Annotated in this window: 6 protein-coding genes; 2 read left to right on the top strand and 4 right to left on the bottom strand. The window is 60.2% G+C overall.

Annotated elements, in window-relative coordinates:
- Window positions 1-142: 142 nt before the first annotated feature.
- A complete protein-coding gene (locus H0484_RS07635) occupies window positions 143-1135 on the bottom strand; it encodes an AraC-like ligand-binding domain-containing protein (RefSeq protein ID WP_226953951.1) in 993 nt (330 codons plus the stop codon).
- Window positions 1136-1511: 376 nt separating this feature from the next.
- Between H0484_RS07635 and H0484_RS07630 the strand changes: the two genes are divergently transcribed.
- Entirely contained in the window at window positions 1512-8351 is a 6840-nt protein-coding gene (locus H0484_RS07630) for a hypothetical protein (RefSeq protein WP_449288524.1), read from the top strand.
- On the opposite strand, the gene H0484_RS07625 is transcribed toward H0484_RS07630, so the two are convergent.
- Window positions 8348-9058, bottom strand: coding sequence for a hypothetical protein (locus H0484_RS07625; RefSeq protein ID WP_226953948.1), 711 nt, complete (start codon window positions 9056-9058; stop codon window positions 8348-8350). The two genes, H0484_RS07630 and H0484_RS07625, sit on opposite strands and share 4 nt — an antisense overlap.
- Window positions 9059-9175: 117 nt before the next feature.
- On the opposite strand from H0484_RS07625, the gene fghA reads away from it, so the two are divergent.
- Window positions 9176-10030: an S-formylglutathione hydrolase gene (gene fghA / locus H0484_RS07620; protein ID WP_226953947.1), complete on the top strand. Its 855-nt coding sequence runs from the start codon at window positions 9176-9178 to the stop codon at window positions 10028-10030.
- Between the two features lie 43 nt (window positions 10031-10073).
- Here the strand turns inward: fghA and H0484_RS07615 are convergent, their stop codons facing one another.
- Together H0484_RS07615 and H0484_RS07610 are read right to left on the bottom strand one after the other, a co-directional pair.
- On the bottom strand, window positions 10074-10955 hold the full coding sequence (locus tag H0484_RS07615; protein WP_226953946.1) for a cobalamin-binding protein: 882 nt from the start codon (window positions 10953-10955) through the stop codon (window positions 10074-10076).
- The gene (locus H0484_RS07610) at window positions 10924-12801 is read right to left on the bottom strand and encodes a TonB-dependent receptor domain-containing protein (protein WP_226953945.1); all 1878 of its coding nucleotides are present in this window, start codon (window positions 12799-12801) and stop codon (window positions 10924-10926) included. Before H0484_RS07610 ends, H0484_RS07615 begins: the two co-directional genes overlap by 32 nt.
- Window positions 12802-12885: the final 84 nt, after the last annotated feature.

Below are 12885 nucleotides of genomic sequence, written 5' to 3'. Positions count from 1 at the left end.
ACTTACAAAAAACCGGCTAGACCGGGTTAAAAAAAGAGGGTGAGAGCGTGGAAAATGCTGCGGTACAGCAACGTCGTTTTGCTGTGGGGGATTTGAGCGGGTCGGGCCAGGCCCGCTTACGCGTCATTGGCGTGGGCTCTCGCTAAGATTTGCGGGTTTGCTGAGGGGTTTCTCCGAAAGTTTGTCGATAAGCCCGAGAAAACTCTCCCAGATGGCTGAAGCCATAGCGCATCGCAACATCCGCAATTTTTTCGTTGCGTTCGGCTGTTTGTAAGCTTAGGCGAGCCGCGAGCAAACGCTGATGGCGCAGCCACTGCAAGGGGGATAGGCGGCATTCATCTTGAAATAAAGCCTGTAAACGCCTGACCGATAGCCCGCAGTGGCTGGCCACCGAGGCCACAGGCAAGCGTTCGCCCAAATGCTCCAACATATAAGCTTGGGCGCGGCGGATGGCGCTGGATGCCGATGGCGGGGGTGCCGGCCATAGGTACGCAGCCATACTGTGGGGCTGGTGCAGCAGCAAGGTAGTGGCTAGCAGTACCTCGGTTTGCGCCAGCAGCGCCGCTTGAGCGAGGCTGTTACCTTGGCCAAGATTGGCGCAGCGGCCTACCCATTGCAGCATGGGTATCAGGGCTTGCCAGCCAGGGCTATGCAAGGAAATGACGGCATCAAAAAAAATAGGCGGCGCATGATCTTGAGCGGTGAGGCGGCACCAGGCATCGTCTATTGCGCTTCTGTTCACGCGCAGCAAGACTTGCTCGTAATCATGACTGGCTTGGAAGTGAAACCGTTTGTCGGGGCTGATAAGAAACGCCTCGCGGGGCGAGACTTCTATGCGGCGGCCATCGAAATGGAATGCCGCTTTTCCTTGCGTAGGTAGAACCAGTAAAAAATAACCCTCCAAGCAGCCTGGGTCGACACTGACCTCGGCGCCATAGCCATAGCGCAGCTTGATCAGGGACAAATGACCACACGGTAAGAGGTCAAGCTGATTGTGCTGGATCTGGCCACGCAGAACCTGAAACTTGGCTGAGTTAAGCGCCTGGCAGATGTGTGGATGCGCCTCGTCGAAGTCGTCTGTGTTGATGACTCGGTACTGATCAAAAGGAACTTGAGCAAACAAGGAGGTAATCATAGGACTCCACCTGGGTTGAGAGCATGTGACCGAACGATAAGTGCGCAAGAAAACGGCGTTTCCCCGATAGTCTAAGGCGTTTATACGATAGACGGATGCAAGCGTGGGGCCGATTATGGGGCATCAATTCCTTACGTACTGGAAACACATCATGATGCAGCTACACCCTCGACGGCCCTCAGTGTTGCCTTGCGCCGCCAAGCCTCTGGCTCCACGGCCTTTAAGTCTAGCCTTGGGGGCCTTGGGATACACAGGTCATCTGCTTTTGCTGGCCTCGGGCTCGTTGGCGCTAACGACATCCGCCTATGCCGATGTCACGTCCAGCTGCACGGGCGCCAACCCACAGGTTTGCACGGTTTCCAGTCCGCAGGGGCCGCTGACAGCGCCTCTGACCATCATCAATTCAGAGCGCCCTCAGCAAATCACCAATACGGCCGAGATCAACATCACCGGATCAGCCGGTACCTCACCGACTCAAGTCTATGACTTTGGAGCCGGCACGCAAGCTACCTTGGGTGGCGAACCCTTGAGCGGTATCTTGGTAGTGAGTCAAGGCTCGCACGGTAGCGAAGGCGGTGATCAGGGCCACAGAGACGGTGGGCTGGCGCAAGGTGGCATGTTAACGACCAGCGGCTCGGTGACCTTGGACTTAAGCAACACGACGCCCTCCGGCATGGTCACAGGGGTGGGGGTAAGCAGTGTGGGCGGTGATGGTTACTCGCAGGTAGAAGGCGGTTCTAACGACGATGGTGGTAATGGTGGTCAGGGGGGCTCTACCACGCTGGTCAACTCTTCCACTGTCACGATTTCCGGCGGCAATCTTGCCAACGGTGTCATGGGAGCGCTGGTGGAAACCAAAGGCGGCAACGGCGGCGTGGGTGATTACTGGCATCCCATTGATAGTTGGGGCGGCAATGGGGGCAGCACCCAGGCCATAGAGATGGATAACTACGCTGATGTCACCTTGGGGACTTCAAGCGATAACTTGCAAGGCGGCACCCGTGCTTGGGGCGTGGTCGCTCAGGCGGTAGGCGGCGACGGTGGGATTATGGCCAAGGGCGAAGAGCCCTGGGGTAATGGCGGTGGCACGGGCAACGTTAGATTCCTTAGCACGGGCAATGTCAATGTTTTTCTTTCCAGTAATGCCGACACGCCGGACGGTGTGGTCGGCTTGCTCGCTCGCAGCGTCGGGGGCACGGGGGCCGATACGAACTACGAAGGAGACAACGGCGGCAATGGTGGCAATGCCGCCGGTGCGCAACTCACTGCGGGTCAGTCGAGTCTGAGCGCCGTCACGAATATCAATGTTGGCGTTGCACAAGCTGTTACGGGCCTGAGCGCCGGCGTGCTGGTGCAATCCTTGGGCGGCAAGGGTGGCGATCAGCAATGGAACAATGCGACCGGTGGCGACGGCGGCAGCGCTGGGGCGGTTAGCGCCGATTTGTACTGGGTCAACCTGAACACGACCGGTGATGACGTGATGGGTGTGGTGGCGCAGTCTGTTGGGGGCAATGGCGGTACTGACAGCATGGACAGCAACCGCACCGACGGCGGCAATGGAGGGCAAGCCGGTACGGCAAGCGTGACGCTCACTTCCAAGGGGAACCAGGCGGGTCAGCAAACCAGTGTCAGTACCAACGGACTTAATGCCATTGGAGTCTTGGCCCAAAGCATAGGGGGGCAGGGCGGCGGTGCGGTCAAAGATGCCGGGCAGGGGCGTGACGGCGCTGAAGCCGATATCACAGCTGACGCAAACAGCCAGGTGACGACAACACAAGACTTTTCCATCGGTATGTTGGCGCAATCGCTGGGCGGCGGGGGCGGAACCGGGCAAGACTTTGCCAGCAGTCTGCCGGGCAGCCCGGGCAATGGCGGTAGAGGCGGCAATGGCGACGATGCCACCATCAACTCATCGGCCACCATACAGACTCAAGGGCAGCACGCTCACGGTATTCTCGCGCAATCCATAGGCGGTAGCGGCGGCGCGGGTGCCATGGCCGACGGCGTCATAGCACTTGGAGGCGACGGTGGCGCTGGCGGATTCGGCGGCACGGTCACGCTCACTCACTCCGGCAATATCACCACTGGAGGCTTTGGCTCTATCGGCGTTATTGGGCAGTCGATAGGGGGCGGCGGCGGTTCTGCGGGCTCTGCTACGGGTTTGTTCTCGGTCGGCGGGTCAGCTGAATCGGGGGCCGATACCTCAGGCTGGGCCCCTAACCCAGGTGGTCAAGTCACCGTCACCAATAACGGTGCCATCAAGACCACCGGAGACGGTGCCGCTGCATTGATTGGCCAGTCTATTGGGGGCGGGGGTGGAAACGGCGCTTCTGCAGCGGGTCTGACGGCTGTTGGCGGCTCAGGCGGAGCCGGAGGCGACGGTGGAAGCGTGACGGTGAATGCCAACGGAACGCATATGACGAGCGGTGCCTATTCCTATGGCGCTGTGGCCCAATCCATAGGCGGCGGGGGCGGCAACGGTGGCAGCGTCATGGCGCTTTCCGCTGCGGGCGTTACGCCCACCATAGGCGGTAGTGGTGGACGCGGCGGTGCCAGCGGCACTGCGCAACTGAACATCAGTAACGCAAATGGCCAGGCGGCAACGGTGTCGACGACGGGTGATGGTGCGACGGGATTGATTGCACAATCCATAGGTGGTGGGGGCGGTAATGGCGGCTCGGCTTCACAGCTGGCTGTGGGGGTTCCTGTCTCGTTGGCCATTGGAGGTGCGGGAGGCAGCGGTGGTAGCGCCTCTACGAGTAACGTGCAAACCACGGGCGCCCAAATCACCACGGCAGGCACCAGTGCGCCCGGCATGCTGGCCCAGTCTATAGGCGGCGGTGGGGGCAGTGGCGGCGACGCCCATGCTTATGATGCCAATGTGGGAGTGAGTGTAGGCATTGCGTTGGGCGGCGGTGGGGGCGTCGCGGGAGACGGCGCTAAAGTCACGGTAGGCCTGACCGATACGCTCCTTAGCACTGCTGGCATAGACCTTAATGCACCGCCTGCGTGGCCGCTGGCGACGCCGTTCTCACAAGTGACAGACTCGTACGGTATCTTGGCGCAGTCCATAGGTGGCGGCGGGGGGCATGGCGGTAGTGCCGTGGCAGGCAGTTTGGCGGCTGCGGCGCCGACCCCGGACGGACCTTCATTTGCCATTTCGACGTCGATAGCCGTAGGCGCGGCAGGCGGCGCGGGAGGGGCGGGTGGTGAAGTCGATGTCACCCTGTCAGGTAACAGCGCCATCTTCACTGGAGGGCAAGGTTCGCATGGCGTGTTGACGCAGTCTATCGCCGGAGGCGGCGGAGCGGCGGGCGACTCCAAAGCGCTCAGCCGCACGGTCGCACTTGAAGATCAGTCCATTGCAGTGAACGTAGAGGTAGCGGTGGGCGGCAATGGGGGGGCGGCAGGCAATGCCTCTACGGTCAATCTCACGCTGAATGATGCCGCGTCTGTCACCACCTATAGCGATTACTCCAATGCCTTGATGGGGCAATCCATAGGTGGCGGGGGCGGTAATGCGGGCGTGGGTAGTACGTCCAGCGGCGGCATTGCCCAAGGCAAGACCATTACCGTGGGTGTCGGGGTAGGGGGTAAAGGCGGCGATGGTGGCAATGGCGGCACAGCGGAAACTACGCTTTCCAATGACTCCATCTTGACCACTTATGGCTCGGGCTCACGCGGCGTGCTGCTGCAGTCAGTAGGCGGTGGGGGTGGAGCTTCGCAAGGGGTCACAGTCGACCTTGGCATTCCGGTTTCCTGGAGCAATGGCTCGGGTGGCGGCTCGGCTGCGGATGTGGGTGATGACCCGAATGGCGGCTCAGGCGGCACGACCAAGTTCGCTGCCACCGTGAACGTGTCGGTGGGCCGGTCGGGTGCCGGTGGGGGAGACGGCGGCGCAGTGACTGCCACCGCCAATGGCCAGATTGCCACGCAAGGCGGCGATGCCGATGGCATTGTGCTGCAGTCTATTGGTGGCGGGGGCGGGCTGGGTGGCTCAGCAGGCTCCGACGCCAGTTCTGGCCCGACTTCCTATCCTAGCGCCCCTGACGATCTCAATAGCCCGATTGATCCCAACAATCCGCCTACGCCCCCCGATACCGACCTGGGCAGCTATGGTGTGTCTGTTGCCGTGGGCGGGGCCGGCGGCGCGAGCGGGGCTGGTGGACAGGCGACGCTTAATTATGGCGGCGCCATTTCGACAAACGGCGATCATGCAGACGGTATTGTGGTGCAGTCCATAGGTGGCGGCGGTGGTGTGGGTGGCGCGGCTACCGCCAAGGGAGCAGGTGGTGTCTCGCAACTGAGCGTTGTCGTGGGCGGCGGTGGTGGCGTCGGCGGAGATAGCGGCAATATCAATTTGAATCTGAGCGGCAATGCTGATTACAGTCGGGGCGTCATCAGCACCTCGGGAGACGCCAGCTACGGATTGCTCGCTCAAACCATAGGCGGCGGGGGTGGGCAGGGTGCGGCAGCGACCGACACCATTACCAGCGACTCCTTGCAAAAACCTTCCCTTGTGGTGGGGACGGGCGGCGGGGGTGGCGGGGGAGGCGACGCTGGCTTCATCGACATGAGTGCTGCTAACAGTGCTATTCGCGTGGTGACAGCGGGCGCCGATTCTCATGGCATTGTGTTGCAGTCCATAGGCGGCGGCGGGGGCGTGGCTGCCATCAGCGGCGCCAGTTTAAGTGGCACGGTCAATAACCCGCAGTTGAATCTGCAGATAGGGGGAGGCGACAGAGGCACTAGCGAGGGCGGTGGCGATGGCGGCGACATTGAAGTGGACTCCTGGGTAAGTAGTCAAACCAGCGGCGATCGCGCTTTTGGCTTTGTGGCTCAGTCCATTGCCAATAGTGGGGGAATCGCCTCTGCAGGTGCGGGTGCCAATATTCAATCCGCCAGTTTAGTGTCCGGTCTTTCGTCCTATGCCTCGGGCTCGCAAAGTGGCGAGGTAAACATCATCTTGGGTAGCAATAGAGCAAGCACTGACGACAGCTATATTTCAACCTCGGGACGAGGGGCGCATGGTGTCGTATTGCAGTCCATCGCGGGTGGAGGCGGCATAGCCGGTGATAGCGGCAATGGGCCCTTGAGCCTTGGATGGAGTGATGGCAGCGCTGCGCTGATGGAAGGTCTACACAGCGGAAAAATCACGTTTACGCTGAACGCTGACGGTAACGGCGGTATTTTCACCAAGGGTGAGAACGCCCACGGCATTATTGCGCAAAGCCTGGCAGCCGCGGGCGGCCTGGGGGGTAATAGCGCAGGAAGCTTTGCCGGCGCAGTGAATCAGTCCCAGAGTCAGCAAGAAGGGTATTCAGATGGTATCGCTATGAGCTTGAATGGCCCCGTTCAGGTCACAGGGGCCAATGCCTGGAGCGTTTTCGCGCAAACCTATGGCAATCTGAAAACGCTTTCGCAAGACGCCACCATGGTAGACATCACGGTGTCTGACTTGATGCTGGGTGGGGCTGTGGTCACAGATGCCTCCGGCGCCAGCAGCCACACGGGCGGTGGCATCTGGATAGATAGTGCCTCCCCTCTTGGGCTGGCAATCAATAACACCGTCACCATCAATACCGGTGCAGTCGTCGATGGCTTGAAGGGCGAAGCAGCGATCAAGCAGACAGGGGTTGGCACGCTTCAAGTACAAAACCACGGCACCTTGAATGGTGATGTCTTGGGGGCCAACAGTTCAACTGCGCAAGCGATTACGGTGTCCAACTACGGGGTGCTCTCCGGTGCCGATCTGATACAAGGCCATATCGACAACCAGGGCCAGGTGTTCATTGGCAAGACAGCCCAAAGCCGTGAGCTTTTGGTCACCGGCGACTTTACTCAAGGCAGCCAAGGCGTGCTGCATGTGGCCGCCGACTTCCTCGCTCACACTACCGATTTACTGAGGGTGGGTGGGCGCGCTCAGTTGGATGGCAAGATTCAAGTGGCCGCCGAAACACTGATGCCCAATCGCGAGCTCACCGTGCTTCAGGCGGGCACCTTGGCGCCCGGCGCTCAGGTGCAAGGGGCTTCCGAACTGTTCACCTATAGCACGCGCCAATCGGGCGGCACACTGGCGATCTCTGCGGATAAGGCAAGGTTCAACGAGATTTCCTCGTCCTACGCCGTCGGCAGCAACCTAAGCGCGGTGGGGCAACACTTGCAAGATATCTGGGAGCAAGGCGGCAGTGAAGCGCTGAGCAGCTTGTATGCGCAGCTGGATCGCAGTGCGGCTGAAGGCGGCGCGGGCTATGCCTCGGCCCTGAGCGATCTGTCGCTGGGCGCATCGGCGGCGCCGGCGGCGCTTGCTACGGGCGCGGTCAAAGGCTTTGCCGATAACTTGTTCAGCTGCCCATGGTTTGCCGGTGCCAATGCGGTCACGACGGACGGCAGCTGCGTTTGGGGGCGCGTTGCTACGAAAACCACGCACTTGGGCGATAACAACGGCACGGCGGCAACCCGCACACGAGCGACTTCTTACCAATTCGGTGGTCAGCGGCGCATAGCCCCCGATTGGATGCTGGGAGTTGCCGCAGCTTACGAAAACAGCTCTACGAATGGCGATGATGGCCGACTGCACATCAAGGGCGATGCCGCCTACTTGGGAGCGGTGCTCAAATACGAGACCGGCCCCTGGACACTAGGCGGCTCTTTGTATGGCAGCTATGGCTCTTACGACAGCACACGCAAGATAGGCTTGGCCAATACCGAAGCCGACAGCAAGTACAAGGTGTGGACGATAGGCCAGCAACTGCGAGCCTCTTACATGAAGGGTGCAGAGTCTAGCTACGTCAAACCTTTTGTGACCTTGGACTTGATCTATACCCGCATGCCCTCTTATCAAGAGAAAGGCGCGGGCGCGCTTAACCTGAACGTCAATTCTGCTGACCGATTCACTGCTGTGTTAACGCCAGGCGTAGAGGTCGGCGGGCGTGTTGATCTTTCCAGCGGCTATATCCTGCGCCCCTATGCCAGTGTAGGGCTGGCTCTAAGCAGCACCGACAAGTGGAAGACCAATGCGCACCTGGCGGGGCGGGCTGCCACCGGCACGGAATTCCAGACCACCTTGGAAACCGGGCGGGTTTACGGCAGCTTGTCGGCGGGTGTGCAATTGACCAGTCGCAAAGGTTTCGACATGCAGTTGCAATATGACGGTGTGTTGTCCAACCGCGCGCATAGCTCAAGTGGTTCTATCAAGGCGAACTGGCGCTTTTAACTTTTGGGTGGCTGGCCCTTGGCTTGCAAGCGGGGCCTGCCACGAGGCCTGGGGCTGATGCGCCGGTTGGCTCGGTGGCGTATGTGTTCCAGAAAGGCGGCGTCGCCCAAAGCCCATTGGCCGAACACGGCGCGTTCCACTTCTTGCAATTCGGTGGCCGCCATGCCCCCTTGTAGCAGCGCCAGATACTTGGCTTGGCGCTCGTAGGGGGTGTTTCCCAGCCCCCAGTAGTCAGGGTGAGGCGTCAGCCCTTCTTGGGGCTGAGGCAAAGTGCCGGCATGATGCGCGGCTGATGCCCAAGGCCAGCGTGTGGCCTCGGGTGCCAGATTGAGCCGCGCCGCCATGGCATCGACATAGACCAGAGCAGGCAGTACCCAGCGCCCGGGTTGGAGTAAAGCGGAGCGGTAGCGATGCTCGAAGACACGGCCATGCTGAAGGCGGGTGGCATAGCGCCTGGCAAAACCCTGCACCAGTTTGGGCAAGGCCTGATCATCGTGGGGGGTGGCCACCAGTAACAGGCGGTCCAGCGTCAGGCTCCAGCCGTGCAAGGCCAAGGCTTGGCCCACCAACGATTCATGTAGCCATGCTGCCAGGCGGTCTAGGGTTTGAGCCGGCGTGATCTGCTCGGGCGAGGCCAGAGCATGCGCAAATTTAGCCTCGATCAGTTGGGGGGTTTCTGGGGCGTACAGGCGGGGAAGTCTTGCCATGGGGGCTGGAAAGCAAGGAGGGGTAAGGCTTGTACGACAGCGTATGCATGCCGGTTACTATTATAGATGGCGGCCGCATTCACGACGGCCAAGCTTATCCCCAGAGGAGAAAAAAAGATGTCACGTGCGCTTGAACTCATCAGCGAACATCGCTGCTTTGACGGCATACAGCGGTTTTACAAGCATGAGTCCGAAGCCATCGGTCTACCGATGAAATTCTCTGTCTATCTGCCACCGCAGGCACAGCAAGGCAAAGTGCCGGTCTTGTTTTATTTGGCCGGCCTTACCTGCACTGAAGAAACCTTCATGATCAAGGGTGGCGCGCAACGCTTTGCTGCGCAGCACGGCATCATGCTGGTGGCGTGCGACACCAGTCCACGCGGCGCAGGTGTTCCCGGCGAAGATGAGGGCTGGGATTTCGGCACGGGTGCGGGCTTTTATCTAGATGCGACCCATGCACCCTGGAATAAGCACTATCGCATGGAAAGCTACGTTACCCAAGAGCTCTTTGCGATCGCCACTGAAGACTTGCCGGGCGACGCTAGCCGCGCCGGTATCTTTGGTCACTCCATGGGTGGTCACGGTGCCTTGGTACTGGCACAGCGTCATCATGGTAAATATCGTTCGGTCTCGGCATTCGCGCCTATCGCCGCGCCTACCCGCTGCCCGTGGGGTCATAAGGCTTTCGGTGGCTATTTGGGTGAAGACCAGCAAGCCTGGAAGCAGCACGATGCCTCCTACCTGATGAGCCAATCCAAACAGCCCTTCCCGGGCGGCATTCTGGTGGATCAAGGCATGGCCGATAGTTTTCTGGCCGAGCAGCTGTATCCCGAGGCTTTCGAGCAGGCTTGCGAACAAGCCGGCCAAGCGCTTACCTTGCGTCGTCACGAGGGCTACGATCACGGCTACTACTTCATCTCGACTTTCATGGAAGACCATATGAACTTCCATGCCAAGCAACTGAAGGCGTAAACCTCACATACCGCCGGCGGCCTTTGCGCCGCCGCGCAGGGCTTTACTGCCGCGCTTCGTCTATATGGCGACAGATATCTTCGGCGGCTTCGATAAGGCGGGGCCCGGGGCGCAGCAGCGTGTCCGGGTTTACCGCGTGCAAGTGGTTGCGCAAAGCGGCGGGCAGGCCCAGCGCCTTCCAGGGCGTTTGGCGCATGCTTCCCCCCACCGAGGCTGCCACCAAAACCACATCGGGGTTTCGCGACAGTACCCCTTCGGCAGATACCTGGGGAGCCGGTAGCCCCGTGTCGACGTACAAATTTACGCCGCCGCATAAGGCCAATACGCTGTTGAACAAGGTGTCATCACCCAGTGTCATCAGCGGTGTGTCCCCTAGGTCAAGAAAAACACTAACGGGTGGCCGACCCGCATACAGTGCGCGTAAGGCCTGTAAGCGTTGGCGCAACTCGGCGGCAAACGGGATCGCTGTTTCCTGTGTGCCGAAAAGCCGGCCAAAACGCAAGATCTCGTCTGGAATCTCGTCTACGACGGCAGGCTGGGAATACTGCAGAGTGATGCCAGACGCGGAGAGCGTTGGCAGCAAGGCCCGCAAGGTATGGGTGGGTGCCCAGGCAAGTAGAACATCAGGGTGATGCGCCAATACAGCCTCAATATTGAGTTGCACGCCGTCGCCTACGCGCGGAAGCTCGCGCGCTGGAGCAGGGTGGTCGCTGCTATTGATGGTCGCTATTACCTTGTCGCCCGCACCCGCAGCAAACATCAGCTCGGTGATATGCGGTGCCAAGGTAATGACCCTGGCGGGAATCGCTTCGTTGGGGGCTGCTTCTTGGCCAAGCGCAGGTGTCAGGGCCAGTGGCAGGGCGATCAGCCCCGCCAGCGTGGCCATGTACCGCTTAAAGCTGCCAAGCGAGTTCAGCATAGACATGGGTGCGTGGCATGCGATAGCCATAAACGCTGGCATAACGTTTGTCCAAAATATTGTTCCAGTGCAAGCGCGCCGTCAGTCTGGGCGTCAGTTCGTAGCCCACAGACAGGTTCCAGAGGCCGTATGCGCCCAGTGCCTTCGTGTTGGCCATATCGTCATAGCGTCGGCTGACGTGCATGTAGTCGGTGCCCAATTGCCATTTGCCGATTTTGTGTTCGGCCCCTAAGCGAAAGATGCGTTTGGCGCGGCGCGGCAGTTGCGCGTTGGTAGCGTCGTCACGCGGATTGTTGAAGTCAGCGCTGGCCCAAACCGCAGTCGATGCGTTAAAGGCATAACGGCCTGTCAGCGTCAGGCCGCGTATCGTTGCATTATCGATGTTCAATGGGGGATCCGGCCAAGTCATGGTGATCATGTCACGGATTTTGTTTTGATAGACCGTGGCGCCCAAAGACAAGCGCTCCCCCGTATATTCAAGCGCGGCCTCCAGGTTGCGTGATTTTTCCGGCCTGAGGTTGGGGTTGGACATCCCCGGGTAATAAAGCTCGTTGAAGTCTGGTGCTTGATAGCCCGTATTGGCTGCGACACGCGCCCGCAGTTCGGAAGTGATGTCAAAGCCGTAGCTCAGCCCCCAAGTGGTGGCGCCACCAAACTGCGAGTCGCGGTCGTGGCGCAGGCTGGCCTGAGCATGATGGTGGCCGAAACGACCACTGTAAACACTGGTGTAAGCATTGTTGTGGCGGCGCGTGGCGTCATAATTGGCGGGCAGCGTCTGAAACGTGACCGGGTCGAAGACTTCCAAATCGCCGTAGACGCGCTGGTTCAGGTGCTCGTAGGCCAGCAACAAAGAGTGGTTCTCGCTTAGCGTCAGGAGGTTCTCCCACGCCAGCTGATTCTGCCGAGTGGAAATGACGGTGTTGGTGCTCAGCGAAAGGGTTTCGCTGCGGTCCAGGTTGTAGGTGTAGCGTAAGGTGCTGTGCCAGACATCGTTGATCTTGTTGCGGCTGGCCAGGCTTACGGATTCCAGCGTGGTAACGCCTTTATCATCTGCGCCGGGTGTGCGCAGGTAGTCGTAATCAATTTGTCCATTCACGCGGCTTCTCAGAAATTGCAGGCCCACGCTTTGCTCGGGGCGCCACTCATAATCCAATGAGCCGCTGACGCTGGTGTTGCGAAAGCCGTCCCGGTCGGGGTTATGGCCTAAGGTGTCCGTATCTGTGGCGTCGTAACCGCGGCTGCGCTCGGCGCTGCCGGCCAGATGATAGCGCCAGCCGTTTTCACCCCCCGCCACCGAGGCGCTGGCCCGTGCGGTAGCCCGGCTGCCATAAGCTACTGTGGCGCGCGCCTGTGTACCCGTACGGGCCTCGGGTTTGGTAATGATGTGAATCACGCCGCCTATGGCATTTGAACCATACAGGCTGCTGGCCGAACCTCGCAGAATTTCAATGCGCTCTATCATGGCGACCGGCAGCGTATGCAAGGAAGCCAGGCTATTGGTGGCAGTATTGATGGGTACGCCGTCTACCAGTACCAGGGTGTGGCCCGAGCCGGCACCCCGTATATTGGCGCCGGTCACAGTTTGCGGGCCGCCGTTGGTGCTGAACTCTATACCGTGTTGGCGGGCCAGTATCTCGGCCAGACTGTTCTGGCCCGACTGTCTCAAAGCGGCGCTATCCAGCACGGTAATGTCCCCCAAAACCTGGGAGGACAGCTGCGGCATGCGGCTGGCGGTGACAACCACGTCATCCAGGGCAATGGCAGCGTTTGAGGGGGATTGGGCACAGGCCAGTGGCGTAAGTAGCCAAAGTGCAGCCGCCAGAGGGCGACGCGAGCGAAGCGAAATAAACATGAAAGAGGCACCAGGAGCGTGTGCGTCCCCGCACACGATGATTAATCAGGTGGCGCTCGAAGCCCAATGATGAGCCCCGAAGCC

This window comes from Mesopusillimonas faecipullorum (assembly GCF_020539505.1).
Lineage (GTDB): Bacteria > Pseudomonadota > Gammaproteobacteria > Burkholderiales > Burkholderiaceae_B > Mesopusillimonas > Mesopusillimonas faecipullorum.
This window is presented reverse-complemented; position numbering and strand designations above follow the sequence as displayed.

What these genes read in the sequence shown, in the direction of transcription:
- H0484_RS07610 (WP_226953945.1), bottom strand. Translation starts at nt 12,801, where the DNA reads ATGTTTATTTCGCTTCGCTCGCGTCGCCCTCTGGCGGCTGCACTTTGG.
- fghA (WP_226953947.1), top strand. Translation starts at nt 9,176, where the DNA reads ATGTCACGTGCGCTTGAACTCATCAGCGAACATCGCTGCTTTGACGGC.
- H0484_RS07625 (WP_226953948.1), bottom strand. Translation starts at nt 9,058, where the DNA reads ATGGCAAGACTTCCCCGCCTGTACGCCCCAGAAACCCCCCAACTGATC.
- H0484_RS07615 (WP_226953946.1), bottom strand. Translation starts at nt 10,955, where the DNA reads ATGTCTATGCTGAACTCGCTTGGCAGCTTTAAGCGGTACATGGCCACG.
- H0484_RS07635 (WP_226953951.1), bottom strand. Translation starts at nt 1,135, where the DNA reads ATGATTACCTCCTTGTTTGCTCAAGTTCCTTTTGATCAGTACCGAGTC.